At 61.5% G+C, this 26,214-nt stretch carries 23 protein-coding genes; 14 read left to right on the top strand and 9 right to left on the bottom strand.

What is annotated here, in order from left to right:
* Positions 1–23: 23 nt before the first annotated feature.
* The 3 genes from J2Y83_RS11990 (at position 24) to J2Y83_RS11980 (ending at position 2,345) form a co-directional block, all read left to right on the top strand.
* Positions 24–578: a UPF0149 family protein gene (locus J2Y83_RS11990; protein WP_253395418.1), complete on the top strand. Its 555-nt coding sequence runs from the start codon at positions 24–26 to the stop codon at positions 576–578.
* Positions 579–669: 91 nt separating this feature from the next.
* Positions 670–1,926 (top strand): 3-phosphoshikimate 1-carboxyvinyltransferase, encoded by a 1,257-nt coding sequence (gene aroA, locus J2Y83_RS11985; RefSeq protein WP_253395416.1) that lies wholly within the window; start codon positions 670–672, stop codon positions 1,924–1,926.
* 32 nt (positions 1,927–1,958) lie between these two features.
* Positions 1,959–2,345, top strand: a complete 387-nt coding sequence (locus J2Y83_RS11980) for a hypothetical protein (protein ID WP_253395414.1) — start codon at positions 1,959–1,961, stop codon at positions 2,343–2,345.
* 67 nt (positions 2,346–2,412) lie between these two features.
* Here J2Y83_RS11980 and J2Y83_RS11975 read toward each other — a convergent pair whose 3' ends face one another.
* Positions 2,413–2,676, bottom strand: a complete 264-nt coding sequence (locus tag J2Y83_RS11975; RefSeq protein ID WP_253395412.1) for a hypothetical protein — start codon at positions 2,674–2,676, stop codon at positions 2,413–2,415.
* Positions 2,677–2,749: 73 nt separating this feature from the next.
* Positions 2,750–3,349, bottom strand: coding sequence for an NAD(P)H-dependent oxidoreductase (locus J2Y83_RS11970; RefSeq protein ID WP_253395410.1), 600 nt, complete (start codon positions 3,347–3,349; stop codon positions 2,750–2,752).
* A 69-nt stretch (positions 3,350–3,418) separates the two neighbouring features.
* Between J2Y83_RS11970 and J2Y83_RS11965 the strand changes: the two genes are divergently transcribed.
* Positions 3,419–4,030: a TetR/AcrR family transcriptional regulator gene (locus tag J2Y83_RS11965; protein ID WP_253395408.1), complete on the top strand. Its 612-nt coding sequence runs from the start codon at positions 3,419–3,421 to the stop codon at positions 4,028–4,030.
* A 10-nt stretch (positions 4,031–4,040) separates the two neighbouring features.
* Here J2Y83_RS11965 and J2Y83_RS11960 read toward each other — a convergent pair whose 3' ends face one another.
* Both J2Y83_RS11960 and J2Y83_RS11955 read right to left on the bottom strand, forming a co-directional pair.
* Complete coding sequence (locus J2Y83_RS11960; RefSeq protein ID WP_253395406.1) at positions 4,041–4,718, bottom strand: GNAT family N-acetyltransferase; 678 nt, start codon at positions 4,716–4,718, stop codon at positions 4,041–4,043.
* Between the two features lie 117 nt (positions 4,719–4,835).
* Positions 4,836–5,717, bottom strand: a complete 882-nt coding sequence (locus J2Y83_RS11955; RefSeq protein WP_253395404.1) for a LysR family transcriptional regulator — start codon at positions 5,715–5,717, stop codon at positions 4,836–4,838.
* A gap of 112 nt (positions 5,718–5,829) precedes the next feature.
* Here J2Y83_RS11955 and J2Y83_RS11950 point away from each other — a divergent pair, with 112 nt between their 5' ends.
* The 3 genes from J2Y83_RS11950 to J2Y83_RS11940 all read left to right on the top strand — a co-directional run bounded on the left by J2Y83_RS11950 (position 5,830) and on the right by J2Y83_RS11940 (position 10,427).
* Positions 5,830–7,032 carry an MFS transporter gene (locus J2Y83_RS11950; RefSeq protein WP_253395402.1) on the top strand — a complete coding sequence of 401 codons (1,203 nt, stop codon included), beginning with the start codon at positions 5,830–5,832 and terminating at the stop codon, positions 7,030–7,032.
* A 193-nt stretch (positions 7,033–7,225) separates the two neighbouring features.
* Positions 7,226–8,080 (top strand): CAP domain-containing protein, encoded by an 855-nt coding sequence (locus tag J2Y83_RS11945; RefSeq protein ID WP_253395400.1) that lies wholly within the window; start codon positions 7,226–7,228, stop codon positions 8,078–8,080.
* A gap of 160 nt (positions 8,081–8,240) precedes the next feature.
* Positions 8,241–10,427, top strand: a complete 2,187-nt coding sequence (locus J2Y83_RS11940; protein ID WP_253395398.1) for a GAF domain-containing hybrid sensor histidine kinase/response regulator — start codon at positions 8,241–8,243, stop codon at positions 10,425–10,427.
* 3 nt (positions 10,428–10,430) lie between these two features.
* Here J2Y83_RS11940 and J2Y83_RS11935 read toward each other — a convergent pair whose 3' ends face one another.
* From J2Y83_RS11935 to J2Y83_RS11920, 4 genes are all read right to left on the bottom strand, one after another.
* Positions 10,431–11,597, bottom strand: a complete 1,167-nt coding sequence (locus tag J2Y83_RS11935; protein ID WP_253395396.1) for a GGDEF domain-containing protein — start codon at positions 11,595–11,597, stop codon at positions 10,431–10,433.
* 51 nt (positions 11,598–11,648) lie between these two features.
* Entirely contained in the window at positions 11,649–13,886 is a 2,238-nt protein-coding gene (gene glgB / locus J2Y83_RS11930) for a 1,4-alpha-glucan branching protein GlgB (RefSeq protein WP_253395395.1), read from the bottom strand.
* Positions 13,883–17,230 carry a maltose alpha-D-glucosyltransferase gene (gene treS / locus J2Y83_RS11925; RefSeq protein WP_253395393.1) on the bottom strand — a complete coding sequence of 1,116 codons (3,348 nt, stop codon included), beginning with the start codon at positions 17,228–17,230 and terminating at the stop codon, positions 13,883–13,885. The genes glgB and treS overlap by 4 nt, the downstream gene beginning before the upstream one ends.
* 70 nt (positions 17,231–17,300) lie before the next feature.
* The gene (locus J2Y83_RS11920; RefSeq protein WP_253395391.1) at positions 17,301–19,289 is read right to left on the bottom strand and encodes an alpha-1,4-glucan--maltose-1-phosphate maltosyltransferase; all 1,989 of its coding nucleotides are present in this window, start codon (positions 19,287–19,289) and stop codon (positions 17,301–17,303) included.
* Positions 19,290–19,494: 205 nt separating this feature from the next.
* Between J2Y83_RS11920 and J2Y83_RS11915 the strand changes: the two genes are divergently transcribed.
* From J2Y83_RS11915 to J2Y83_RS11895, 5 genes are all read left to right on the top strand, one after another.
* Positions 19,495–19,668 carry a hypothetical protein gene (locus J2Y83_RS11915; RefSeq protein ID WP_253395386.1) on the top strand — a complete coding sequence of 58 codons (174 nt, stop codon included), beginning with the start codon at positions 19,495–19,497 and terminating at the stop codon, positions 19,666–19,668.
* Between the two features lie 13 nt (positions 19,669–19,681).
* Positions 19,682–19,921, top strand: coding sequence for a DUF3203 family protein (locus tag J2Y83_RS11910; protein ID WP_253395384.1), 240 nt, complete (start codon positions 19,682–19,684; stop codon positions 19,919–19,921).
* 184 nt (positions 19,922–20,105) lie between these two features.
* Positions 20,106–21,521, top strand: a complete 1,416-nt coding sequence (ccoG, locus tag J2Y83_RS11905) for a cytochrome c oxidase accessory protein CcoG (protein ID WP_253395382.1) — start codon at positions 20,106–20,108, stop codon at positions 21,519–21,521.
* Between the two features lie 94 nt (positions 21,522–21,615).
* Positions 21,616–23,025 carry a GntR family transcriptional regulator MpaR gene (gene mapR, locus J2Y83_RS11900; protein WP_253400385.1) on the top strand — a complete coding sequence of 470 codons (1,410 nt, stop codon included), beginning with the start codon at positions 21,616–21,618 and terminating at the stop codon, positions 23,023–23,025.
* A gap of 154 nt (positions 23,026–23,179) precedes the next feature.
* Positions 23,180–23,557, top strand: coding sequence for a hypothetical protein (locus J2Y83_RS11895; RefSeq protein WP_253395380.1), 378 nt, complete (start codon positions 23,180–23,182; stop codon positions 23,555–23,557).
* Between the two features lie 14 nt (positions 23,558–23,571).
* On the opposite strand, the gene J2Y83_RS11890 is transcribed toward J2Y83_RS11895, so the two are convergent.
* Positions 23,572–24,318 carry an SDR family oxidoreductase gene (locus J2Y83_RS11890; protein WP_253395378.1) on the bottom strand — a complete coding sequence of 249 codons (747 nt, stop codon included), beginning with the start codon at positions 24,316–24,318 and terminating at the stop codon, positions 23,572–23,574.
* Positions 24,319–24,818: 500 nt separating this feature from the next.
* On the opposite strand from J2Y83_RS11890, the gene J2Y83_RS11885 reads away from it, so the two are divergent.
* Together J2Y83_RS11885 and J2Y83_RS11880 are read left to right on the top strand one after the other, a co-directional pair.
* Positions 24,819–25,745: an NAD synthetase gene (locus tag J2Y83_RS11885; protein ID WP_253395376.1), complete on the top strand. Its 927-nt coding sequence runs from the start codon at positions 24,819–24,821 to the stop codon at positions 25,743–25,745.
* Positions 25,735–26,193, top strand: a complete 459-nt coding sequence (locus J2Y83_RS11880; protein WP_253395374.1) for a hypothetical protein — start codon at positions 25,735–25,737, stop codon at positions 26,191–26,193. Before J2Y83_RS11885 ends, J2Y83_RS11880 begins: the two co-directional genes overlap by 11 nt.
* The last annotated feature ends 21 nt before the right edge of the window (positions 26,194–26,214 follow it).

Here is a 26,214-nt window from a genome sequence, read left to right as displayed (position 1 = left end):
CTCGACGTTTAAAGGATACGCCCATGCTCACCCAACCTCTGGCCCCCGCCGATTTCGACCTGATCGAAGAAACCCTGCTCAAGTACGGTGACGACCACTCGGTGCTGAACCTCGCCGAACTCGACGGCTACTTCTGCGCACTGGTGTCCAGCCCGGCACAAGTGGATATCGCCGAGTGGTTCCCGGCCATCTGGGGTGGGCAGAACCCGCAGTGGGAAAGTGCCGAGGAGGCCAAACAGTTCCTCGAACTGTGCGTTCGCCATATGAACAGCCGTGCCGCGCAACTGGCCACCGATGCCGAGGGTTTCCGGGCGCGCTTCGACGACACCGAACATCAGGGCCAGACCCTGACCCTCGCTGAAGAATGGTGCTTTGGCTATATCCGTGGCGCCGCGATCGGCAACTGGCCTGAACTGCCCGTCGAACAGGCCGCACAGTTGGAGAAAATCTCCTGGTGCGCCGAACAGGACAACTTCGAATTGCCAGCAGACCTCGACGTGCAGGCGCATCAGCAGCGCGTCAGCGAAATCGAACCGGCGGCGCGCGCGCTGCATGATTACTGGCTCGCCAAGCGCTAAGCCTCGACAAGCCTGGCGTATATGCCCGATTATTCGGGTCCGCCCGTCGGCCACTCCGTACCACCTTGCCTTGAATCAGGAGCCTTGTACCTTGAGTTCGCAGAAAACCGTGACCGTTACACCGCCCAACTTCCCCCTCAATGGCAAGGTCGCGCCCCCCGGCTCCAAATCCATTACCAACCGCGCCCTGTTGCTCGCGGCCCTGGCCAAGGGCACCAGCCGCCTCAGCGGCGCGTTGAAGAGCGATGACACCCGGCATATGTCGGTGGCCCTGCGCCAGATGGGCGTAACCATCGATGAGCCGGACGACACCACCTTCGTGGTCACGGGCCAAGGCAAGCTGCAATTGCCCGCGCAGCCGTTGTTCCTCGGCAACGCCGGCACCGCGATGCGTTTCCTCACTGCCGCCGTGGCCACTGTGCAAGGCACCGTGGTGCTGGACGGCGACGAGTACATGCGCAAACGCCCGATCGGCCCGCTGCTCGCCACCCTCGGCCAGAACGGCATCCAGGTCGACAGCCCGACCGGTTGCCCGCCAGTCACCGTGCATGGCACGGGCAAGGTCCAGGCCAAGCGCTTTGAAATCGACGGCGGTTTGTCCAGCCAATACGTATCGGCCTTGCTGATGCTCGCGGCCTGCGGTGAAGCGCCGATTGAAGTGGCGCTGACCGGCAAGGACATCGGCGCACGCGGCTATGTGGACCTGACCCTTGATTGCATGCGTGCATTCGGCGCACAGGTCGACGTGGTCGACGACACCACTTGGCGCGTCGCCCCAAGCGGCTACACCGCCCATGACTACCTGATCGAACCGGACGCCTCCGCCGCCACCTACCTGTGGGCGGCTGAAGTGCTGACCGGCGGCCACATCGATATCGGCGTCGCCGCGCAACACTTCACCCAGCCGGACGCCAAGGCCCAGGCAGTGATCGCGCAGTTCCCGAACATGCAAGCCACGGTGGTGGGTTCGCAAATGCAGGACGCGATCCCGACGCTCGCCGTACTGGCCGCGTTCAACAGCACCCCGGTGCGCTTCACCGAACTGGCCAACCTGCGCGTCAAGGAATGCGACCGCGTGCAGGCACTGCACGACGGCCTCAACCAGATCCGCCCAGGCCTGGCCCGCATCGAAGGCGATGACCTGCTGGTGGCCAGCGATCCGGCATTGGCAGGCACGGCGAGCAATGCCCTGATTGACACCCACGCCGACCACCGCATCGCCATGTGCTTCGCGTTGGCCGGCCTGAAAGTCTCGGGCATCCGCATTCAGGACCCGGACTGCGTGGCCAAGACCTATCCTGACTACTGGAAGGCACTGGGCAGCCTGGGTGTTGCCCTGACCTACTGAGTCCACGGCGTCGAGATGGGGAGGGCTTGATCATGACCATTCGCCAACCCTGCCCACCCGGCGCCTGTGTCTGTGACCGCGAACAACTGCTGCAAACCCCAGGGGCCGACCTGCGCATCCTCAACCTGACGCGCCAGGAAGAAAAACGTCTGATCGAACGCCTCGAAGACCTGCAAAGCCTGCAGGACCTGGAGCGCCTGCAACAGCGGATGTATGCGCTGTTGGGTATCCGCGTGCATGTCGCGCCGGGGCACACCGAGGTCAAGAGCATGCGCGGGATTCAAATCGTCATCGACGAACTGCCCGGCCTGTGCCGCAAGACCCGACAATCGATCCCGGCGGCGATTCGCCGGGGCCTGGAGAAACGGCCGGAGATTGCCTACCGGCTGCTGGATGCACATGACCTGCTTGGACTCTAGTCGGTCCTTTCAGCGCATCGGCACCAAGCTGCTGCTCCAGGCCTGACGCGAGCCGCAAGTAACGTAGTTACCAGACGAAATTATCGCCACCTTTCACGCCATGCCCATTCAGCACGTCTTGGTAAGTCAGCGTGGGATATTTGTTAAGCCTGTCCATTTGCTCGGAGTTCAAACGTTGAACTTCGTCAGGCGATATATTTGGAAACTGACTGTTGTGGTTCGCATTGTTTTGCAGCTCTTGTCTCACTTGATCTACCGTGGGTTTTCCCTTGGATGTGTCAATGGTAGGAGCAAGCAGTGCGGAACCCGGTACAGCAGAAATTGAAGTCATTATCAAATCTCCAGTGATTGTGAACGCCTTGATTGGTCGTCCAACGGTTTCTGGTTCCCTGCTCGCAGCTGAATCATCCGGCGACCGTCTCGGTTTCGAACAGCCTCTGGCCCACCGCCTTGGCGTGATCCAGATGCGCCTGCGCCTCGCCGCTTTCCGAGTCCAGCAGCAACGCTGACGTCAGCACCTGCGCGCCACAATAATCAAAGATCCCGTAGTCGATCTGCGTGTGCATGGCCTTGGCATAGCCATGGCGTTCAAACGCGCTTTGATCGGCAGCACCGAGGGCCAGCAGGTGAACCTGCAAGTGCCGCAGTTTCTTCACCACCGGAGTGTCAGGGCCGTAGTCGATCGCCCAGCCGTTGACGAACACGCGGTCGATCCAGCCCTTGAGCAGGCCCGGCAGCGACCACCAGTAAATGGGGAACACCAATACCAGGGCGTCGGCGCGGTCGATGCGGGCTTGCTCGGCGAGGACGTCGGCCGGAGGTGCAGCGCGGGTACGGTGTACGCGCTGGTCGGCAGCGGTATAGCGCGGGTCGAAGCCTTCGGCGGCGAGGTCGGCGATTTCGAACGTATGGCCGGACGCGCTCAGCCCTGCGGCGACTTGCGCGGCCAGGCTGTGGGTGAGGGATTGCGGGTCGTGATGAGCTACAACGATCAGTGCGTGCATGACAGTGACTCTCATTGGGTTTATGCTGGGCTTAAGTTACCTTTGGTAAGTTACTTTTGGTATATAAGCATGTCAAGCAGTGAATCCCCTGCCCCGCGTCGCCGTCTGTCGCGTGAAGATCGTCTGCGTCAATTGTTGGACGTGGCCTGGCAACTGGTGCGTGAAGAAGGCACCGAAGCCCTGACCCTCGGCCACCTGGCGGAACGCGCGGGCGTGACCAAGCCGGTGGTCTATGACCATTTCGTTACTCGTGCCGGGTTGCTGGCGGCGTTGTATGAGGATTTCGATGGGCGCCAGAACCAGGTGTTTGCCGACGCGATCGAAGCCAGCAGCCCGACCCTGGAGAATCGGGCGTGGGTGATCGCCTCGTCCTATGTCGACTGCGTGTTACTGCAAGGTCGGGAAATTCCGGGGGTCATTGCAGCGCTGAGCAGTTCGCCGGAGTTGGAAACCCTCAAGCGCAAGTACGAAGCGATCTTTCTCGATAAGTGCCGCGATGCACTGGCCCCGTTTAGCCCCGGCGGTAGCGTGTCCCAGGCCGGGCTGCGGGCCATGCTGGGGGCAGCGGAAGCCTTGTCCCACGCGGCGGCCAGCGGTGAGCTCAGCCGTGAAGAGGCGCAGCAGGAGTTGTTGGCGACCATTCTGGCGATGGTCAATCGTGGGGCACGCAGCGCCAGGTGAAAGGCTTTTTTCAGCCTCGCCCCTGCACAAACAGCCGGACCTTATGCGTCAGTTGATCCAGGTGCCGGTCGCGTTGCTTCTCGGCATCCACCATGGCGCGTTTGCCGTGCTTTTGCAGCAGGTAGGTATGAATCTGCCGCACTTCCAATGAGTTATAGATGGAGGCCACGTCCAGCACGCCCATCAAGCCATCGGTGGCGTAGTCGCGGGTGTTCATCAGCACCTGCGTGCCGCGGGCGCCGCGCACCTGAAAGCCCATCGCCGCGAAGGCCGGGACTTTTTCCACGGCACACGCCAATTCGGCGTGAGGGTAACGCGCCAGCACGTCCTGCATCATTCCCCGCGCCACACCCTGGCGCCTGAAGCCTGCCTGTACGGCCATGAACGCCACACCGCAGGCTTCAGGATCGTCCTTGACCGGCAAGTACAGCAAAAAACCAATGACGTGTTCCGGGTCTTGGGCAGACGTCGCAACGATCAGTTCGACCGCGATCCCCTTCGACCCGTCCAGCGCCTGCAGGTACAAATGCACTTCAAAGCCGATGGCATATTGGTAAATGTTGTAGAGCAGGTTACTCGGCGGCAAAGCGACGCTGCTGATGTCGGTGAGGTTGTCCACCACCATCTGCAGGATCTGGCTGTTGATCGGCTCGGGGCACGGCGTGGTGTAGCGGGTAAGGCTGAACATGCAAATTCCTGGGGTTTCGCGTCAAGACAGGCGCGATTGTACCTGTTGCAGCAGGTTCGGGATCGATAGGCTGGCATCCACCCGCGCCGGCTGCACCGCTCAGATAGATCCGCACCGTCATCGTCCACACACCTCGCGCAAACACCCGCGCAACCAACGATGGGCCTGGTCGGCGTCCAACCGTGGGTGCCAGAGCATCGCCACGGTAAACGCGGGCAACGCCACCGGCAGCGCAAAACAGAACAGGTCGCGCCGGTCTGGGGTATAGCGTTCGGGCACCGAGGCAATCAGGTCGGTGTTGCGGGCCAGGGCGATGGCGGTGGAAAAACTGGCGACGATGCTGCCGATCTGCCGCGTCAGGCCTTGGGCTTCGAGAGCGTCGTCGATCTGGCCACGGTCCTGGCCGCGGCGGGACACGTAGATGTGTCGGCCCTCGGCAAAGCGTGCAGCGCTGACGTCGCCCTGGCTCAGGGGATGGTCACTGCGCACCACGCCGATCAGGCGATCGCGAAACAGCGCCTGGGTCAGCACTTCGGGGCTGGCCGTGGGGTCGACCACGCCGATGTCCAGGTCGACGCTGCCTTCGCGCAGCAACGCAGTGTCTTTGTCGGTCTTGCTGACGAAACGCAGGCGCACACCGGGGGCGTCCTTGGCAATACGGTCGAGCAGCGCCGGGCCGAAGCGTTCGACGAATTCATCGCTGGTGCGCAGGGTGAAGGTACGCAGCACCTGGGCCATCGCCAGAGCTTGCACCGGGCGCAGCACGGCCTGGGCGTCCTGCACCAACCGACTGACCTGTTTGCGCAACTCCAACGCCCGTGGCGTCGGCACCAGGCCACGGCCAGCGCGGACCAGCAACGGGTCGCCGGTGGTGTCACGCAAGCGCGCCAGCGCCCGGCTCATGGCCGAAGGGCTCAACCGCAAGCGCTTGGCCGCGCGCGCGACGCTGCCTTCGGCGAGTAATACATCCAGGGTGATCAGCAAATTGAGGTCGGGCATCAGCGCTCCATATCAGGCGTCACATGCAGGTATTTAGTGCAATTCATGCGCCTTCCGCCATGTTAGGCGACACCGTAGATTTGTGACAGTTGCGTTCATTCAAGGAATCTCCATGCACACCTCCTCACGCGGCGGTCTTGTCAGCCTGTCCCTGTCCATGTTGCTGGCCGCCCTTGGTACCAGCATCGCCAATGTCGGCCTGCCCAGCCTCACGCAGGCATTCAATGCGTCCTTTCACGCAACGCAATGGGTGGTGCTGGCCTACCTGCTGGCGATCACGGCGGTCATTGTCAGTGCGGGGCGCTTGGGCGATCGGCTGGGGCGACGGCGGCTGTTGATTGCCGGGTTGCTGCTGTTTGCGTTGGCCTGTGGGTTATGCGGTGCCGCGCCTTCCCTGCCTTGGCTGATTGCAGCGCGCACCCTGCAAGGCCTGGGTGCAGCGATCATGATGGCGATGACATTGGCGATGGTGGGCGACACCGTCACCCGAGCGCGTACCGCACGCGTGATGGGTTTGCTCGGCACGATGTCGGCCGTCGGCACCGCCATGGGCCCCGGCGTGGGCGGCCTGTTGCTCAGTGCGTGGGGCTGGCGGGCGCTGTTTCTGGTGGGTGCGCCTCTGGGGTTGCTGGCAGCCGCCCTCGCCTGTCGTTACTTACCCGTCGATCAGCCACCTGCACCGTTAGCCACTGGCGCCCGCTTTTGGCGGTCATTGCAGTCGGCATCATTGCGCGCCGGCCTGGCGATGAGCGCGTTGGTGTCTGCGGTCATCATGGCCACCTTTGTGGTCGGGCCGTTCTACTTGTCCCATGGATTGGATCTCGATCCGGCCTCGATGGGCCTGGCAATGGCCGTCGGCCCCGGTGTGGCGGCGCTCACTGGCATTCCCGCAGGGCGCCTGACTGAACGGTTCGGCAGCCGACCCGCGACGCTCATGGGGCTGGCCGTCATGGCCAGCGGCGCCCTGTCGCTGTGCCTGACATCCGGGCTGGTCACTTACCTTGGCTCACTGATCACGCTGACGGCGGGCTACAGCCTGTTCCAGGCCGCCAACAACACGGCGGTGATGAGCGCGGTCGATGCAGCACACCGAGGCACGGTCTCGGGCTTGTTGAACCTGTCACGCAACCTTGGCCTGATTTTCGGAGCGTCGGTATTGGGCGCGATGTTCGCCTGGACAACCCCCGATCTCACCCATGCCACGCCTCAATCCGTGGCTGATGGCCTGCACGCCACCTTTGCCTTGGCATTAGGTTTGATCCTGCTTGCCACCGCCCTGGCATGGCAGCGACAGAACCGGCGTCGGCCGACGTGAACCGAACATCGTCGGCCATGGCGCGGTAATCATCCTCGCCCTATCCGCGCGGCAGTGGGTGGCCTTCGCCTTGTGCGACCAGGGCCGTAAACATTCGCCATTCATGAACTGAGGAAAAAAGTTCGGACCAACGGGTGCATGGACGCACCTACATCGCGCATCATGGGCGCTTTCAAGCTCAAGGGTAACGTCCATGCGCGTGCTGTCATTGATGATGAGTCTGACGACGCTGGCCGCCAGCCTGGTGTACTGCGCCAGCGCGATGGCGAATGAAGAAAGTCAGTTGGTGCAACAGATCAACACTTACCGCAGCCAGGTACAACGCTGCGGCGACCAGGGTTCTCAGGAACTGCCTCCGCTGGCCAGCGATACGCGCCTGGTGCTGCCGGCCAGCAATGTCGGCGACTTGCAGCAGGCCTTGGCCCGGGCGGCGTACCCGATGGTCAACGTGCAGGCAATCAGCCTGTCCGGCCCCAAGGATGCCCTGGCCGCCATGAAAGCCGTGCGCGAGAGTTTCTGCCGCGTGGTGCTGGACCCGCAATTCGTCGACATCGGCGTGAGCAACAGCGGCCAGGACTGGCGCATCGTGCTCGCCCGCCCGCTGTTGTCCAGCGGCCTGGGCGATTGGCAGACCGAAGGCAAGCAACTGCTGAACCTGATCAACGCCGCCCGCACACAACCGCGCCAGTGCGGCGCGCAGGCGTTCACCGCGACCACGCCGCTGTCGTGGAACGACACCTTGGCCAGTGCCGCCAACAGCCACACACGCAACATGGCCAATGGCAATTTCTTCGACCATCTGGACCACGACGGCCGCACCCCGGGCGACCGTGCCGATCTGGCCGGGTACAGCGCGAAGAACATCGGCGAAAACATCGCGGCCGGCCTCGACACCCCGCGCAAAGTGGTGGACGGCTGGCTCGCCAGCCCCGGCCATTGCGCCAACCTGATGAACCCGCAATTCCGTGAATTGGGCGCCGCCTATGCCATGGACCCGAAGAGCGATGCCGGCATTTATTGGACGGGGGTCTTCGGCACACAACAATAAGTGGACACCGGCGATGATATCTATCCAGATGGACGGAGCGTCAAAATGCCATCCCATAGATAATTGCGCTGAACTGGCAGCAATCATTCCGGTCTGTAGCTTGTTAGCGTGACCGCTTCAGGTATCCAAAACAGACCGTGGCAAACAAGGTGTTCACCCGATGATGAATTGGCTGCAAAGCAGCAGCGACATGGCCGAGCGGGTACGCCAGCACGATTGGGCCAATACCCCCCTGGGGCCGCTGGAACACTGGCCGGATGTGCTCAAGACCACCGTGGCGCTGTGCTTTGCCTCAAGTTTCCCCCAGGCCATCGTGTGGGGGCCTCAACTGACGACCCTCTATAACGACGCGTTCATTCCGATCCTGGGGAATAAACCCTACGCCTTGGGACGTCCGTTCAGCGAGATCTGGAGCGAGGTATGGGACGACATCAGCCCCATCGCCAATGCGGCCTTCCAGGGCCATGCGACCTACATCGAAAACTTCCCCCTGATGATCGAACGTGGCGCAGCGCCGGAACAGGCGTACTTCACGTTCTGCTATAGCCCGATCCGCGACCCGCAGGGCCAGGTCGTCGGTATGCTCGATACCGTGACCGAAAGCACCGCCACGGTGTTCCTTTCGCGCCGCCTTGCCGTGCTGGATACCATCAGCAGCGCGGTGGCCAACGCCGTCGATGCCGAAACCATCATGACCGCCACCACCCGCCTGCTGGCGCAGCATCTGCAGGTGTCCATCTGCGCTTACGCCGATATGGACGCCGATGAAGACGGCTTTACCATCCGTGACAACTGGACGGCCCCAGGTGCCCCCAGCATCGTCGGCCACTACAGTCTGCAAGACTTCGGGCAAACCGCAGTCAACTGCCTGCTGGCCGGTGAGCCGTTGGTGATCGGCAATAACCTGCTCGAACTGCCCACGCAAGAAGCCATGACGTTCCAAACCCTGGGCGCCACCGCCACGATCTGCATGCCGCTGATCAAAAACGCTCGCCTCACCGCCCTGATGACCGTTCACAGCAAAACGCAGCGAACCTGGTCGCCGTATGACCTGGCACTGTTGGCTGAAGTCACCGAACGGTCCTGGGCACACATCGAACGGGTGCGCGCCAACGCCGCCGTGCGCGAGGGGTTGGCGGCCTTTACCGAATTGAACGCCACCCTCGAACAGCGCGTGGAGGAACGCACCACTGCGCTGGCCCAGGCCGAAGCGGCACTGCGTCAATCGCAGAAACTCGAAGCCATCGGCCAATTGACCGGCGGCGTGGCCCATGATTTCAACAACCTGCTGACCATCATTCGTTCGTCGGTGGATTTTTTGCGCCAACCCGGGCTGTCCGAAGAGCGGCGCCAACGCTACATGTGCGCGGTGTCCGACACCGTCGAGCGCGCCAGCAAGTTGACCAGCCAGTTACTCGCGTTTGCGCGCCGCCAACCGCTGAACCCGGAAGTCTTCGATGTAGCGCAGCGGGTCAAAAACATTGGCGAGATGCTCGACAGTGTCACCGGCGCACGCATTCAGGTGCAGGTCCAGTTGCCCGAGCGGCCGTGCCACGTGCGGGTCGACTCAAGCCAGTTCGAAACTGCGCTGATCAATATCGCGCTCAACGCCCGCGATGCCATGGACGGCCAGGGCACCCTGACCCTGCGCGTCGCCACGGTGGACGCGCTGCCGCGCATCCGTGGCGATGCCGAAGCTCGCCAGCCGTTTGTCACGGTGGTCCTGGCCGACACCGGCAGCGGTATTCCGGCTGAGACGTTCGAACGCATTTTCGAGCCCTTCTTCACCACCAAGGCCATGGGCAAAGGCACGGGCCTAGGGTTGTCGCAGGTGTTCGGCTTCGCCAAGCAGTCCGGCGGCAACGTCGACGTGGCCAGCCGTCTTGGCCAGGGCACGGTGTTTACCCTGTACCTGCCCGAGGTTGAACCGCAGGCCCCCCGTTGCGAGCCCTGCCCCAGGGACCAGGCACCTGTCCATGACACGACCCTGCACAACATCCTGATCGTGGAAGACAACCTGGAGGTAGGCCGTTTCGCCAACCAGATTCTCCAGGACCTCGGTTACCAGACCACCTGGGCGACCGATGCCGAACAGGCACTGGCGCTGGTCGGTCCGGACGCCACGGGGTTCGACGCGATTTTCTCGGACGTGGTGATGCCGGGCATGACGGGCGTGGCGATGGCCAAGGTTCTACGCCAACGCCGCGCCGACCTGCCGGTGGTGCTCACTTCAGGCTACAGCGAAGAACTGGCGGAAAGCGGCTACGAGGGGTTCGAGTTCCTGGCCAAGCCCTACTCCGCCGACCAGGTGGCGCGGGCGCTGGCGAAGGTCTTGTTGAGGGACTGAGCCCTACTCCGCCACAGCCACTTGATTGCGGCCAAGGGCCTTGGCGCGATAGAGCGCCTTGTCGGCGCTATTCATCAGCGCGTGCAGGTCCTCATCCCGAGTATGGGTCGACGCCACGCCGAGGCTGGCAGTCAGGCCCTGTACAGGTTCGAACACCATACCGGAGATAGCCTTGATCAGTTCCTCAGCGATACTCCGAGCGGTTTCCAGCGACGTATTGGGCAGCAACACCGCAAACTCCTCACCCCCCAGGCGACCATACACATCGGCCTGGCGAAACGACGCGCAGATCACTCCGCCGATCTGCCGCAACACCTGGTCACCGGCCTGATGACCGTAGGTATCGTTGATTTGCTTGAAGTGATCCATGTCCATCATCAACGCGCACAGCGGTTGCTCGTTGAGACGACACTGGGTGTACAACAACTGCGCATGCTCGAAAAACGCACGACGGTTCATCAGCCCGGTGAGTTCATCGGTCTGTGCGGCATGCGTTGAAATAATGTGGGCACGTTCCATTTGCCGAGTCAGGCGGAAAGCTTTTTCCAGGGCGTCGGATAACTTGCGCGTGGCGCTGACCACAAACGAAGAAAACACCAGCACCGCAATCGCCACCCCGACCTGCATCGACGATGGCTGAAACAGCAGCCACAGCGTACACGGCAGCAGCACCAGGCCCATGGACACCATCGTCATGTAACGATAAGCCGAATAGCACGACACAGCGCTGACAGACATGCCCACGGTAAACAGCATCACCAGCACTTGGGACATCCGGTCGTCACTGGGCATTACCGCAAAAGCACCGGCGCCCCAGATGCTGGCGGACAGCATCAAGGTGATCCAGTAACGGCGCTCCCAGCGTTCCGGCGTGCGCTCGCTGTTGGGGCTGCGAAACCACTCCAGGAACATTTTCACCCGCAGCAGCGATGACGCCCCCAGCAACACCAGCCATACCTGCATGACGTGGTGGTCAAAACGGTCCCAGCACAGCCAGCAGAGCATCGATGCGCCCAGGTAACTGCCAAAAATGGCCGCAAACGACTGACGAAACAACTGATGCAAACGGTCGGTTCGCACCTGCTCTTCTATAACGCAATCCTGGTCTTGCTTATGCCCAAGGCCATTCATGAAATCCGCCTGATTCGACTGCCGCGACAAAGGCGCCATTGTGGCACCCTGCCACTAGCGCGGACAATAGAATCCAGCACCTTAGCGCGCTTAACTGTCTTGGGGACGCAAAATCAGCACGCCCAATGGCGGCAAATTCAACGACAGCGACACCGGCTGCCCATGCCGCGGCTCATCTTCGGTGAACACCCCGCCGCCATTGCCATAGTTGGAACCGGCATACGTGTCCGCATCACTGTTGATCACCTCGCTCCAACGCCCGGCAAACGGTACGCCGACCGTGTAGGCTTCACGGGGCACCGGCGTGAAGTTGGCCACCACCAGCACTGGGCGACCGTCCTTGCTCCAGCGCAGCCAGGCATAGACGCTGTTGATCGCATCGTCGCCGATCAGCCACTGGAAACCCTGGGGCGCGTCGTCCTGCTCATACAGCGCCGGCTCCTCGCGGTACAGGCGATTCAAGTCACCGACCAGCTTCTGTACCCCACGGTGTTCGGGGTATTGCAGCAGGTACCAGTCCAGTTGCTGGTCGTGGTTCCACTCGCGCCATTGGCCGAACTCGCAGCCCATGAACAGCAGCTTCTTGCCCGGGTGCATCCACATGAAACTCAGGTAGGCACGCAGGTTGGCGAATTTCTGCCAGCGGTCGCCGGGCATCTTGTCGATCAGCGAGTGCTTGCCATGGACCACTTCATCGTGGGAGATCGGCAGGATGAAGCGCTCGGACCAGGCATACACCAGGCCGAAACTCAGTTCATTGTGATGGTGCGCGCGGTACACCGGGTCTTGCTGGATGTAATGCAGGGAATCGTGCATCCAGCCCATGTTCCACTTGTAGTTGAAGCCCAGGCCACCCTGTTGGGTCGGCTGGCTGACGCCCGGCCAGGCCGTGGATTCTTCGGCGATCACCAGCGCGCCAGGCGCTTCCAGGGCGACCACGTCGTTCAAGTGCCGCAGGAAGTCGATGGCTTCCAGGTTCTCGCGGCCGCCATAGCGGTTGGGCACCCATTCGCCGGCCTTGCGCGAATAATCGCGGTACAGCATCGAGGCCACGGCATCCACGCGCAGGCCATCGACGTGGAAGTGTTTGAGCCAATGCAGCGCCGAGGCCAGCATAAAGCCATGCACTTCGGTGCGGCCCAGGTTGTAGATCAACGTGTCCCAATCCTGGTGGAAGCCTTCCAGCGGGTTGGCGTATTCGTACAACGCCGTGCCATCGAATTGCGCGAGGCCGTGGGTATCGGTGGGAAAATGCGCCGGCACCCAGTCGAGGATCACGCCAATGTCGGCCTGGTGACAGGCATTGACGAACTCGGCGAACTCTTGCGGCGAACCGAAGCGCGCAGTCGGCGCGAACTGGGACAACGCTTGATAGCCCCAGGAGCCGCCGAACGGGTGTTCCATGATCGGCATCAGCTCGATATGGGTGAACCCCAGTTGCTGCACATACGGAATCAGCCGCTCGGTCAGTTCGCGCCAGCCGTACTGGCGCGAAACCTCACCGGCCTCGTCCAGTTCGCACTGCCAGGAGCCGACGTGCAATTCATAAATCGACAGCGGCGCGGTGGACTTCTGCTTTTCGGTGCGCACCTGCATCCACGCGTGGTCCTGCCAGTCGACCTGCAGCGGCGCAGCGACTTTCGACGCGGTGTCGGGTGGCATCTGGGTGGCCAGGGCCATCGGGTCGGCCTTGAGCGGCAAGATGCCGTTGGCGCCGAGGATTTCGTACTTGTAGGCCGCGCCCGGTTGCAGGCGCGGGATAAAGATCTCCCACACGCCGGATGGATGCCGCAGGCGCATCGGGTGGCGCCGGCCATCCCAGATATTGAAGTCGCCCACCACCGAAACACGCCGGGCGTTCGGCGCCCATACGGCGAAGCGCACGCCCTGCACGCCATCGACCGTGGTCACCTGGGCACCCAGGCAGTTGCTGAGGTCGCGGTGATTGCCTTCGGCAAACAGGTACAGGTCCATTTCCCCCAGCAGCAGTTGCTGGAAGCTGTAAGGGTCCTCGGTGATCTGTTCGCCACCGGCCCATTGGATCTTCAACACGTAGGCCTGGCGACTGCTGAAATGCCCGATAAACAAGCCCGGCACCGAGGTCGCGTCGAGGCTGCCGATCGGCTCGCCGCCGTCGCGACTCAGCACCTGGACGCTCAAGGCCTCCGGCAGGAACGCACGGATAAACTGGCCGCCGTGCTCATCATCATGGGGCCCGAGAACCGAGAACGGATCATGGTGCTCGGCGCGCACCAGCGCTTCGACGTCCTTGGACGCCGGCATTGCAGTCAGTTTTGGCTGCAGCGGTTCTTTATTTGTAAAGCTCATGACGTCTCCCCACCGCGTACAGATTTCGATCCAGGTATGAGCCCGCTCAGCAAACCGTGTAAACCCTGCAAGGGCACCGGCAGCCAGGTCGGGCGGTTTTCCGCTTCATAGGCCACTTCGTACGCGGCCTTCTCCAGGCTGAACAACGTCAGCGCTGCGTCTTGGCCTTTGGCATCCTGCCAGTCATGCGCCAGTGTAGCCGTCGTCGCGTGATAAACCTTGATAAATGCCAGACGCGCCTCACTTAGGTAGCGCTCGGTCACACGCTGGCGTGCGGCGTGCGCCGCGGGTGATTGGTCCACGCCCTGCACATTCAAGGCCATGGCCGCCGCGTAATCAAAGGAGCGCAGCACACCGCTGACGTCTTTATACGGGCTGTGCTTGCCGCGCCGCTCGTGCAGCGGCCGCGCCGGCTCTCCTTCAAAGTCGATCAGGTAGGCGTCGCCTTTCACCACCAGCACCTGGCCGAGGTGCAAATCACCATGCACGCGAATGCGCAGCCCGCCCAACGTGGCCTGTGCCAACGCCTGGACATGACTGGCGATGGCTTTTTTCTGATCCAGCAATTCACTGACCCGCGCCTGATCGGCCGGGTTCAAATGGCTTTGATGCAGTTTGAGCAATTGCAGGGCGCGCTCGATCTGCGCACCGATATCCTTGGCCCAGGCCTGGGCATCCTTGGCCGTGGTGACTTCGGGGTTGAAATCCTGGTTGGCCGTTGACGCCGCCAACACGCCGTGCATTTCACCCAGGCGCTGCCCGAGCAAACCGGCGAAGTCCGCCAGCTCGCCCAAGGCGTTGTAGTGCTGCTCCTGTTCGGAGATGGCTTCGGCCAGTTCGTCGCGTATGGCGCGTTCCAGGTTGTTCTGGGTCCAGCCCCAGGCGTCGCCCTGGTTGCTCAGGTAGCCCTGGGCAATCATCAACAGGTTGTCCTGACCTTCGGCGTCACGCCGAATCATCGAACCGAGCAACGGCGAAATGTTCGGGTAACCGGCTGCGGTCAGATAGGCACTCATCTCCAGTTCCGGGTGTACCCCGGCGCTGACTTTACGGATCAGCTTGAGCACCAGGCTCTCGCCCACCACCACCGAGCTGTTGGACTGCTCGGCGGCCAGGTAACGCACTGCCGATTCATCGCTCAGTTGCAGGTTGGCCAGGTGCGGCGTGGCTTCAAAGCGCAACTCGCCTTGGCTGGTGGTCAATACTGTGCCCACCTGCAAGGCCTGGATCACTGCACGGATGAAGTGTTCCAGGCTGAACGCATCGGTCACCAACCCGACCTGACGCACGCGTCGCACACGGGCCAGGGCCAGTTGTTGCGGCAAGGCGCTGGTGAACTGGTCTTCGCCGAGGAAGCCGAACGGCAGTTGATAGCGGCTGACCTGGCCACCGGCACTCACCTCGATTTCGCTGAGCAGCACCGGGTGCTGCGGGTCGCCGAACCGTACCCCATAGGCAATATGCACGCTGTCGATGGCCGTGTCCTTGCCCGCGAACCAGCGGCGCTTGGGCAGCCAACTCGGCAGCGACGTGTGCTCCAGGGCGGTGCGACACGGTTCGTCGAGCAGCTCTTCCATGCGTTTTTTCAATACCAGGGTGGTGAAGTCCGGCATGCTTTGCACCGGTTCCACATGCCAGCTGGGCATCTGGTTTTCCGCCGCCAGCACAAACCAATAGAAGCCATACGGCGCCAGGGTCAGCAGGAAATTCAACTGACCGATGGGCGGGAACGCATTACCGCCGAGCATCTCCACCGGCACCATGCCGGCGAAGGCCGAGAGGTCCAACTCGGCCGCCTGGGCGCTGCGCGAAACGTTGGCCACGCACAGGATGATCTCGGTGCGGCCGTCGTCCCCGGTGAATTCCCGGGTATAGGCGAGGATGCGGCGGTTGCTCGGCGAGAGCATCTTCAAGCTGCCCCGGCCAAACGCCTTGGACTGCTTGCGCACCGCGAGCATGCGGCGGGTCCAGTTCAGCAGCGAATGCGGGTCCTGGGCCTGGGTTTCGACGTTGACCGACTGGTAGCCGTATTGCGCGTCCATGATCGGCGGCAGCACCAGGCTGGCCGGGTCGGCGCGGGAGAAGCCGCCGTTGCGATCGATGGACCACTGCATCGGCGTGCGCACGCCGTCGCGGTCGCCGAGGTAGATGTTGTCGCCCATGCCGATTTCATCGCCGTAATACAGGGTCGGCGTGCCGGGCATCGATAGCAGCAGGCTATTGAGCAGCTCGACGCGACGGCGGTCACGCTCCATCAACGGCGCCAGGCGCCGGCGAATGCCCAGGTTGATGCGCGCGCGACGGTCGGCGGCGTAGTAGTTCCACAGGTAGTCGCGCTCTTTATCGGTGACCATTTCCAGGGTCAGTTCATCGTGGTTGCGCAGGAAGATCGCCCATTGGCAATTGGCCGGGATTTCCGGGGTCTGGCGCAGGATGTCGGTGATCGGAAAACGGTCTTCCTGGGCCAGCGCCATGTACATGCGCGGCATCAGCGGAAAGTGAAAGGCCATATGGCACTCATCGCCGTCGTCACCCTTTTTGTCGCCGAAGTACAACTGCGTGTCTTCCGGCCACTGGTTGGCTTCGGCCAGCAGCATGCGGTCGGGGTAGTGGGCGTCGATTTCGGCGCGGATCTGCTTGAGGACGTCGTGGGTCTCTGGCAGGTTTTCGTTGTTGGTGCCGTCACGCTCGATCAGGTAAGGGATGGCGTCCAGGCGCAGGCCGTCGATGCCCATGTCCAGCCAGTAGCGCATCACCGACAGCACGGCTTTCATCACTTGCGGGTTGTCGAAGTTGAGGTCGGGCTGGTGCGAATAGAAACGGTGCCAGAAGTACTGGCCAGCGACCGGGTCCCAGGTCCAGTTGGACTTCTCGGTATCGAGGAAGATGATGCGGGTGCCGTCATACTTCTGGTCGTCATCGGACCACACATAAAAGTCCCGCGCCGCCGAACCGGGCTTGGCCTTGCGCGCCCGCTGAAACCACGGGTGCTGGTCGGAGGTGTGGTTGATCACCAGCTCGGTGATCACCCGCAGCCCGCGTTTATGGGCTTCGGCGATAAAGCGCCGAGCGTCGGCCATGGTCCCGTAGTCGCTGTGGACGCCACGGTACTCGGCGATGTCATAGCCGTCGTCACGACGTGGCGAGGGGTAGAACGGCAAGAGCCAGATGGTGTTCACACCGAGGTCGGCGATGTAGTCGAGTTTGGCGATCAGCCCGGGAAAGTCACCGATGCCGTCATTGTTGGAATCGAAATAGGATTTGACGTGAACCTGATAAATCACTGCGTCTTTGTACCACAGCGGGTCTTTGATAAAGGTGGCAGCCTTGGGTTTCTTCGCCATTGGAAACTCCTGAAAACTCGAGAATGCTTGCAGACTGAACCGGCTCGATGTGCAAGGAGCCCTACTACGCTTAGTACGTGGTGATGCGCCAGATCCCAAACGGCATCTGCGGCTCCAGCCGCATCCATTGGGTCTTGCCGTACCAGGTCCAGCGATGGCCGTTCATCAGATCTTCGCCCTGGGTGTGGGCGTCGTCCGGCAGGCCCAGCTCCCACAGCGGTAATTCGAATTGCGCCTCCTGGGCATTGAACGGGTCGAGGTTGACCGCCACCAGGATGAAATTGCTGCCGTCTTCGCTGCGCTTGCCGAAGTACAGGATGTTCTCGTTCCAGGCGTTGTAGAGCTTGAGCCCCAGGTGGGTGTGCAACGCCGGGTTTTGCCGGCGGATGCGGTTGAGTTGGGCGATCTCGGCGATGATGTTGCCGGGCGCGGTGAAGTCCCGTGGGCGGATCTCGTATTTCTCCGAATCCAGGTACTCTTCCTTGCCCGGCACCGGCGCGGCTTCGCACAGCTCAAAACCCGAATACATGCCCCACAAGCCTGAACCCATGGTCGCCAGCGCGGCGCGGATCAAAAAGCCCGGGCGCCCGGATTGATGCAGGAACGCGGGGTTGATGTCCGGGGTGTTGACGAAGAAGTTCGGCCGGTAGCACTCGCGCCATGGCGACTCGTTCAATTGCGCCAAGTACTCGCCCAGCTCGGCCTTGGTGTTGCGCCAGGTGAAATAGGTGTAGCTCTGGGAGTAACCGACCTTGCCCAAGCGCGCCATCATTGCCGGCGTGGTGAACGCTTCGGCGAGGAAGATCACCTCCGGGTACTTGGACCGCACGTCGCTGATCAGCCATTGCCAGAATGGCAGCGGCTTGGTGTGAGGGTTATCGACGCGGAATGTCTTCACGCCCTCCTCGACCCAAGCGATCACCACGTCACGCAGCTCGGTCCACAGGCTGGGGATCGCATCGGCGGCGTAGAAATCGACGTTGACAATGTCCTGGTACTTTTTCGGCGGGTTTTCCGCGTATTTGATCGTGCCGTCCGGGCGCCAGTTGAACCAGCCCGGGTGCTGCTTGAGCCATGGGTGGTCCTGGGAGCACTGAATGGCGAAGTCCAGAGCGACTTCCAGGCCATGGTCGGCGGCAGCCTTGACCAGGCGCCGAAAATCGTCGCGGCTGCCCAGTTGCGGGTGAATCGCGTCGTGGCCGCCCTCCTCGCTGCCGATTGCGTAGGGGCTGCCCGGATCGTCCAGGCCGGCACTCAAGGCATTGTTCTTGCCTTTGCGGTGGCGGCGGCCGATGGGGTGGATCGGCGGGAAGTACAGCACGTCAAACCCCATGTCATGGATCATCGACAAGCGCGAATGCACGTCGAGGAATGTACCGTGACGCGCTGGATGGTCGGTGATAGAGCGGGGAAACAGCTCGTACCAACTGGCGAACTGCGCACGCTCGCGCTCCACATCGATCGGGTACACGTTACTGATGCTCAAATAGGCGCGGTGGTCAGCCCGGGTCATCAGGTACGCACTGTCTTCGTGCAGGAACAGCGCAACCTGCTCGGTTTCCAGCAGGCCGGAGAGCTCGTGGTGCAAGCGCATCAGGCGCTCGCGCAGCTCATTGTCACTGCGCTCGGCGGCCAGCAGCACCAGGCTGCGGCCTTCCTGCAACTCAAGGCTGACCGGCACGCCGGCCTCGTGTTTCTTGCGCAGTTCGTAGCAAAAGCTGGCAAAGGTATCGAGCCAGGCTTCGATGCAATATTCATGGGGCCCTTGGACGGTGACAGTAAATGCGCCCTCCCAGCCGTCGTTGCCGATATCGGCCATGACCTCGCTGTGCCAGCTCTCATCGTGCAGGGCGCGCCAGCGGATCAGTACCGCGAGCTTGTCGTGGCCATCGGCGAACACCTTGCTGGTGACGTTGATGCGCTGGCCGACCACGGCCTTGACGGCAAATTCGCCGCCGTCGATCACCGGCGTGGTGCTTTCAATCGCGATGCGAGGCAGCAACAACGCCTGGGACAGCGGCAGTATGTAATCGTTTGGAGTCAGTGTTTCAGCAGTCATCGAGCATCTTCCCCTTACGCCCTGTGGACGCTCTTTGCTTGATCCGAATTCTGATACGACACCGCTCTCCCTGAGCAGGGCCACATAAGGTCCGAGCCCGGGTCCGGGTGAAAAGTTCAGGTGGATGTGCCGCCATCGACGGGGGGAATCAATTCCCCCAGGCAATTGTCCACCGATAGAGCAAAGCACAAAGGAGGCCACACCGATGAATATCCCGATTCCCGCGCAAACGCCCGATCCGAATATCGACAAGCCGACCCTGCCGCCCACCGAACCGGACCCGGCTGCGCCTCCTGAGGAGGAACCGCCGCAAGACCCGCCCGTGCGGGTGGAGGAACCCTCAGCCCAATGCTATCCCCTCACCATCACCAGACGATGACAAGGAGTTCACCATGCCTGTACGTATCGAAAACCAGATCTGCTACTTCACGGTCGATGACAACGGCCAGGAACAAAGCCTGCCCGCGTCCCAAGTCACCGTCAGTACCGACAGCGAAAAATCCATGTCTTTCGTGGCGTTGAACGACGACCGGATCTACATCACCGAGGTCGAGGCCGATGCACTGACCGTCGCCGGCGCCAAGGATGGGCGCAAACACCTGAAGGCCAGCGACAGTGATTCGGTGATTTGATTGATCTGTGTCAGCACACGCTGAACCGAGCTGCGCCCCAGGCGCCACGGGGTGCAGCACATTGTCGCAGTGGCGCTTTGGCAGCGCATCTGATCCGCTTTTTATCGCCACACCTGAGTCTGTTATGCAAACAGCACGGCGAGCATAGTTCGTCGGCCTGATGGAGGCTGATGAGCGAACGACCATGAGCGAAATAATCCCCGTCCGAACCGTGGAAATCCACGAGCCTGCACACCCGAAGAAGGTGAAGGCCCAATCCAGCGACAACCCGATCCATACCCGTAGCTTTACCGGCCTGTTCCGCACCTTGCGCGTCGCCGGTGCAGGCTTTCTGTTCCTGGCGTTTTTCGGCACCGTGTGGCTGAACTGGGGCGGTCGCCAGGCCGTACTGTGGGACTTGGCCGAAAGCAAGTTCCACATTTTCGGTGCGACCTTCTGGCCGCAGGACTTCATCCTGCTGTCGGCGCTGCTGATCATCTGTGCCTTCGGCCTGTTTGCGATCACCGTGTTCGCCGGCCGGGTGTGGTGCGGTTACACCTGCCCGCAAAGCTCGTTTACCTGGCTGTTCATGTGGTGTGAAAAAGTCACCGAAGGCGAACGCAACCAGCGCATCAAGCTGCAAGCGGCGCCCTGGAGCCTGAACAAACTGGCGCGGCGCTCGGCCAAACATACGCTGTGGTTGGGTATCAGCGTGCTGACCGGGCTGACCTTTGTCGGTTACTTCACGCCCATACGCCCGCTGGCCGCCGAACTGCTGACCTGGCAACTGGGTGGCGTGAGCCTGTTCTGGGTGGTGTTTTTCACCGCCGCCACTTACATCAACGCCGGCTGGATGCGCGAAGCGGTGTGCATGCACATGTGCCCATATGCGCGGTTCCAGAGCGTGATGTTCGACAAGGACACCCTGACCATCTCCTACGATGCAGCCCGTGGCGAACACCGCGGCCCGCGCAAGCGTGAGGCCAAACCAGCCGACGTCGGCCTGGGCGACTGCATCGATTGCCACTTGTGCGTGCAGGTGTGCCCCACCGGCATCGACATCCGCGATGGCCTGCAAATGGAATGTATCGGCTGCGCGGCATGCATCGATGCCTGCGATTCGATCATGGACAAAATGGGCTACGCTCGCGGCCTGGTGAGCTATACCAGCGAACATCAACTGCAAGGCGGCAAGACCCACCTGCTCAGGCCACGCCTGATCGGCTACAGTGCGGTGCTGCTGGTGATGATCGCCGCGCTGGTCGTGGCGCTGGTGCAAAGGCCGATGGTGTCGCTGGACGTGACCAAGGACCGCGGCATGTTCCGCGAGAACAGCCAGGGCCAGATCGAAAACATCTACAGCCTCAAGGTCATCAACAAGACCCAGCAACGCCAGGATTACCGCCTGGAGCTGGTGGATGCCGAGGGCTTCCAGTTGCAAGGCAAGACCCAGATCAGCCTGGCACCCGGGGAAATCAGCGATGTACCGGTGTCGGTGGCCTTACTGGCGGACAAGCCGGCGAGCAGTTCGCAGACCCTGCGCTTCAAGGTCACGGACGTCGACGAACCGTGGGTCTATAGCGCTGCCGACAGCCGCTTCGTGGCGCCGTTGAACCGCTGAGGGTTCGCCTGCATAAAAGATAAAATGTGGCCGCTGGCTTGCCGGCTGCCACATTTCGCCCTGCGTACATCCTGAGAAGAATAATTTGGCCACCCTGAAACGCTACGAAAAATTCGCCGACGACATTGCAGAACTGATCCGCTCCGGCGTGCTCGGCCCTGGCCAGCGAGTGCCCTCGGTGCGCTATGCCAGCCAGACCTACGGCGTCAGTCCGTCCACGGTGTTCCAGGCGTATTACTTGCTGGAGCGCCGCGGCCTGATCCGGGCGCGGCCGCGTTCCGGCTATTTCGTCAACACCCACGCGCCCAGCCCGTTTTCCGAGCCGGTGGTGAGTGAACATGTGCATGAGTCCACCGAAGTCGATGTGAGCGAACTGGTGTTCTCGGTCCTCGACTCCATCAAAGACCCGAATACCGTGCCGTTCGGTTCGGCCTTCCCCAGCCCGATGCTGTTCCCGCTGCCGCGCCTGGCCCGCTCCCTGGCCAGCGCCGGCCGTGAAATGGACCCGCGCCTGGTGGTGACCGACATGTCGCCGGGCAACCCGCAACTGCGTCGGCAGATTGCCCTGCGGTACATGGTCGGCGGCCTGATGCTGCCGATGGAGGAGCTACTGATCACCAACGGCGCCCTCGAAGCGTTGAACCTGTGCCTGCAGGCCGTCACCGAGCCGGGCGATCTGGTGGCCATTGAAGCGCCGGCGTTTTATGCCTGCCTGCAAGTACTGGAACGCCTGAAACTCAAAGCGGTGGAAATTCCCGTGCATCCGCGCGATGGCATCGACCTCAACGCCTTGGCGCAAAGCCTGGAGCGCTACCCGATCAAAGCCTGCTGGACCATGACCAGCTTTCAGAACCCCATCGGCGCGACGCTGCCGGAAGCGAAGAAACAGGCACTGGTGGAACTGCTGCGCCGCCATCAGGTGCCGTTGATCGAGGACGACGTCTACGCAGAGTTGTACTACGGACAACAGGCGCCGAAACCCGCCAAGGCCTTCGACACCGAGGGCCTGGTGATGCACTGCGGCTCCTTCGCCAAGAGCCTGGCACCGGGCTATCGCATTGGCTGGGTGGCGGCCGGGCGCTATGCGCAAAAGGTCGAGCGCCTGAAGCTGATGACCTCGCTATGCCCATCGATGCCCGCTCAGGCTGCGATTGCCGACTACCTGCAACACGGCGGCTATGACCGGCACTTGCGCAAGTTGCGCTATGCCCTGGAAGAACAGCAAAGCGCGATGCTCGCGGCCATTGCGCGATATTTTCCGGCGCAGACGCGGGTCAGCCAGCCGGCCGGCGGGTACTTCCTCTGGCTGGAACTGCCGGAACAGACAGACTCGCTCAAGTTGTTCCAGATGGCGTTGGCCCAGGGCATCAGCATCGCACCGGGGCCGATTTTCTCGGCGACCCAGCGTTTCAGGAACTGTATCCGCTTGAACTACGGCAGCCCGTGGTCCGAGGCCTCGGAAAAAGCGATGGAGACCTTGGGACGGATTGTGCGGTCGTTTTGAACCGGAACCAGACGGCCGAACGAACCACATAGGGAGCGCCTTTCCTGGTTCGAATCGGAGATTCCTTATGCACGTTGCTTTACCCGCAGGGCTTACACCCTTGCCCGTTCCACCCAACTACATGCGAGCGGCCGAACAACAACAGGTCCGCACAATGCGCGGTCCGACAGGCCGACCGGCCGGCGACCATCGTTCGGCAGAGCAAATCATCGAACAGAGCCCGGTCATGAGGCGCTTCCTGCAGGGCCGCGACAGTTACGCGATCGCTGATGACCTTAAGCAGCAGATCGGTGACTGGACCCCATCCAACGCAGCCGCGGATGCGCGTGCTGACGCGGCCTACAACCTGGAAAAAGTGCTGCGGTTTCTCGATAACCTTGACGACCGCACCTTGAATGGCAGCCATGCCCGCAACGGGCGTATCGATGGGTTCTTCAACGACGGCTACAGCACCCTGGATAACTCCGAAGCCAGCCTGCTCAAGGCGTTCTCGCTTAACGGCTATGAAGTGCTGCGCCATCTGCCGGCTTGATGGCCGGGGGGGGCTTAACGCCCGCCGCCCAGGTCAACGAACGTCCCGGTGGCATAGGAGGCCTTGTCTGACAACAGCCAGACAATCGCCTCTGCCACTTCATCCGGCCGGCCGCCACGGGCCATCGGGATCCCGGACTCCAGCTTGCTGACCCGGTCCGGGTCACCGCTCAGGGCGTGGAAGTCGGTGAAGATATAGCCGGGACGCACCGCGTTGACACGAATACCCTCGCCCGCCACTTCCTTCGCCAACCCTACGGTAAAGCTGTCCAGCGCGCCCTTGGAGGCGGCGTAGTCGACATATTCACCCGGCGAACCGAGACGTGCCGCCACCGACGACACATTGACGATGCTGCCGCCCTGCCCGCCATGCCGAGGCGACATACGCAGCAGCGCGTGCTTGGCGCACAGGATCGGGCCGAGTACGTTGGTCTTCAGGACCTTCAGGATGCGGAACTCGGACATCTCATCAACGCGAGATTTATGCCCCACCGTGCCTGCATTGTTGACCAACGCCGTGACGCGACCCAGTTCAGTGTCAACGCGGTGGAACAATGCGATCACTTCGTCCTCGATGCTCACATCGGCGCGCACCGCAATGGCTTGGGCGCCTAGCGCGCGGACCTGTTCGAGAACGCGGTGAGCGGCTTCTTCATCCGACTGGAAGTTGATGCAAATGCGATAGCCCTGGCGAGCGGCCAGCAATGCCGTCGCAGCACCAATCCCACGACTGCCCCCGGTGATGATGAGGACTTTGTCCATGCCTACAGTCTCCTGAATCAACCAAATGTTTAGCGTTGGCGCCAAGAATACCCGTCAAGTGCTGTGCTTGTCAGGCGTCTGCGCTGGATGTCCGCCATAAAACCATCCTCCGGTAACAGATGCCGGCATCATGCGCAGCACAGTAATGTCCAGGTCAAAGCCGAGGGCGAACGGCATCCACAAATAGATCGCGCGACCCTTGGCCTTGGCGATGCGTCCAGCGGGGGGGAGTAACTAGCAATAAGCATGGGCCGACTCTAGACCGACGGGCTGAAAAAGCCCGCGCCGGATGGAAAAGTCGCGGATTGTAGAGAGACTAATTCTTGAACAGGTGATTAATTATCAGAGGCCCATTAATCGCATTTTGACGCGAATCTACCGACTCAGAGCCACCCGACAACTTGCAGGTATGGTCCTACAAAATATAGCGAACGGCCCGACATAAAAACCGGGAACTAATCCCCAAGCTCTTTCACCTCTATCGACCCACAGGTGAAAGGATGCCAAGCGATTTCCTGCGTAGCGGTGTGCCGGATGCGCACACCACCACCCGTCAACGACTGACGAGTCTATTGGACCTGCCCAAACTCTATCGAACCATCGACGCCGATCCCGCCATCGTTGGAGCCGGGGTGGTGCATATCGGCAGTGATTATCGGGTGACGGTGTTACGCGAGTTCATGCCGCTGTGCAGCATCAAGCCCAAGCGCGTGATTTTGCGGGAGGTGGCGGGACCGTTGGTGACTGCCGATGAATATGCGCAGTTGGCGGCAAGTTCGCCGCGAGAATCACAGCTATGGAAGGAGGCAGCAGGGATGGTGTTTTCCTGTGGAGGGGCTGTGATTGGCTATATCGTTGCAAAAACAGGCATTGCAGCGGCGCCTTTTACTGCCGGCCTCAGTCTCGCTGTGACCTACATTGCTTACACGGCTGCAGCTGCAAGCGCATTGCAGTGCGGCAATGGGCTATGGAGAACCGCCACAGAAATAACTAATCCCGCCCAGAACGACTATTACGACAGTCTAGCCTGGTATCAAGCCATGACCGTTGCTTTGGATGGTATTTCACTAATAGGAGCAGGGGCCACGACCTTCGCTACAGTCAAAACAGTGATGGCCATCAAAAGCTCGACGGGCCGCAACTTGACAGACATCTTGAGACGCATGAGCCGCCAAGAGCGTGCAAAACTGACCAATGAAGTTCTGCGGCTGCAAAACCCTCGCCATCCTCGCGAGATAATTCGTTTAAAGCAGCTTGCCGGGAAATTGCCTAAACGCTACAGCAATGCACAATTGCGTTTGGGTATCCTCACTCAGATCAGTGATCAAGTTGGAGCCACTTTAGGTATTGGAGGCAGCACGCTTAGTGGAAACATCAACCATGTACTCATCGCGCTGTATGAAGAGTTCAACGATCATGACTTATAGCATTGACCCCTTCCGGGAATATCGAATTTGGCGCCGGTACGCGTATCGATTCCTGCCGTCCTTTGGCGGTGGTCTGCTGCTTGGCCTGAACAACATCACGACCAATATGGCGCTTAGCCTGCCTTATTACGCAGAGATCTTTCAAATGCCAACCGAATTGGCTTTCGGTATCGGCATGGCACTTTGTGTGATTTTTAACGTAGGGCAAATAATGTTATGTGAGGGATTTCGTTATGCGCCACGAATACTCGTACCCATAGCGATCGTAAACACCCTGCTCGCAATAGGTTATTTGAGCAGCCACCCGCTGACGCTGATCAGCGTGTTCCCTCTGTTTACAGCCCTACTCTACATCTTGGTCCTCAACTCAAAAAACCACCGCCGCTACACCAGCATGTTGCGCGTCAAACGTCGGCGCAAAATCAGAGCCAATGCGGAATTTCCGTAGCCAACCGCAGGAGAGTGGTTG

The sequence above is a fragment of the Pseudomonas marginalis genome (assembly GCF_024169655.1).
GTDB classification, from domain to species: domain Bacteria; phylum Pseudomonadota; class Gammaproteobacteria; order Pseudomonadales; family Pseudomonadaceae; genus Aquipseudomonas; species Aquipseudomonas paraveronii.
This window is presented reverse-complemented; position numbering and strand designations above follow the sequence as displayed.

Excerpts from the sequence above, each read along its gene's own strand:
- J2Y83_RS11965 (WP_253395408.1), top strand. The coding sequence starts at position 3,419 with ATGTCAAGCAGTGAATCCCCTGCCCCGCGTCGCCGTCTGTCGCGTGAA.
- J2Y83_RS11955 (WP_253395404.1), bottom strand. The coding sequence starts at position 5,717 with ATGCCCGACCTCAATTTGCTGATCACCCTGGATGTATTACTCGCCGAA.
- J2Y83_RS11990 (WP_253395418.1), top strand. The coding sequence starts at position 24 with ATGCTCACCCAACCTCTGGCCCCCGCCGATTTCGACCTGATCGAAGAA.
- glgB (WP_253395395.1), bottom strand. The coding sequence starts at position 13,886 with ATGAGCTTTACAAATAAAGAACCGCTGCAGCCAAAACTGACTGCAATG.
- J2Y83_RS11935 (WP_253395396.1), bottom strand. The coding sequence starts at position 11,597 with ATGGCGCCTTTGTCGCGGCAGTCGAATCAGGCGGATTTCATGAATGGC.
- J2Y83_RS11970 (WP_253395410.1), bottom strand. The coding sequence starts at position 3,349 with ATGCACGCACTGATCGTTGTAGCTCATCACGACCCGCAATCCCTCACC.
- J2Y83_RS11885 (WP_253395376.1), top strand. The coding sequence starts at position 24,819 with ATGCCAAGCGATTTCCTGCGTAGCGGTGTGCCGGATGCGCACACCACC.
- J2Y83_RS11920 (WP_253395391.1), bottom strand. The coding sequence starts at position 19,289 with ATGACTGCTGAAACACTGACTCCAAACGATTACATACTGCCGCTGTCC.
- J2Y83_RS11910 (WP_253395384.1), top strand. The coding sequence starts at position 19,682 with ATGCCTGTACGTATCGAAAACCAGATCTGCTACTTCACGGTCGATGAC.
- J2Y83_RS11895 (WP_253395380.1), top strand. The coding sequence starts at position 23,180 with ATGCGCGGTCCGACAGGCCGACCGGCCGGCGACCATCGTTCGGCAGAG.
- J2Y83_RS11890 (WP_253395378.1), bottom strand. The coding sequence starts at position 24,318 with ATGGACAAAGTCCTCATCATCACCGGGGGCAGTCGTGGGATTGGTGCT.
- J2Y83_RS11880 (WP_253395374.1), top strand. The coding sequence starts at position 25,735 with ATGACTTATAGCATTGACCCCTTCCGGGAATATCGAATTTGGCGCCGG.
- J2Y83_RS11950 (WP_253395402.1), top strand. The coding sequence starts at position 5,830 with ATGCACACCTCCTCACGCGGCGGTCTTGTCAGCCTGTCCCTGTCCATG.
- J2Y83_RS11915 (WP_253395386.1), top strand. The coding sequence starts at position 19,495 with ATGAATATCCCGATTCCCGCGCAAACGCCCGATCCGAATATCGACAAG.
- J2Y83_RS11975 (WP_253395412.1), bottom strand. The coding sequence starts at position 2,676 with ATGACTTCAATTTCTGCTGTACCGGGTTCCGCACTGCTTGCTCCTACC.
- treS (WP_253395393.1), bottom strand. The coding sequence starts at position 17,230 with ATGGCGAAGAAACCCAAGGCTGCCACCTTTATCAAAGACCCGCTGTGG.
- J2Y83_RS11980 (WP_253395414.1), top strand. The coding sequence starts at position 1,959 with ATGACCATTCGCCAACCCTGCCCACCCGGCGCCTGTGTCTGTGACCGC.
- ccoG (WP_253395382.1), top strand. The coding sequence starts at position 20,106 with ATGAGCGAAATAATCCCCGTCCGAACCGTGGAAATCCACGAGCCTGCA.
- J2Y83_RS11940 (WP_253395398.1), top strand. The coding sequence starts at position 8,241 with ATGATGAATTGGCTGCAAAGCAGCAGCGACATGGCCGAGCGGGTACGC.
- J2Y83_RS11945 (WP_253395400.1), top strand. The coding sequence starts at position 7,226 with ATGCGCGTGCTGTCATTGATGATGAGTCTGACGACGCTGGCCGCCAGC.
- J2Y83_RS11960 (WP_253395406.1), bottom strand. The coding sequence starts at position 4,718 with ATGTTCAGCCTTACCCGCTACACCACGCCGTGCCCCGAGCCGATCAAC.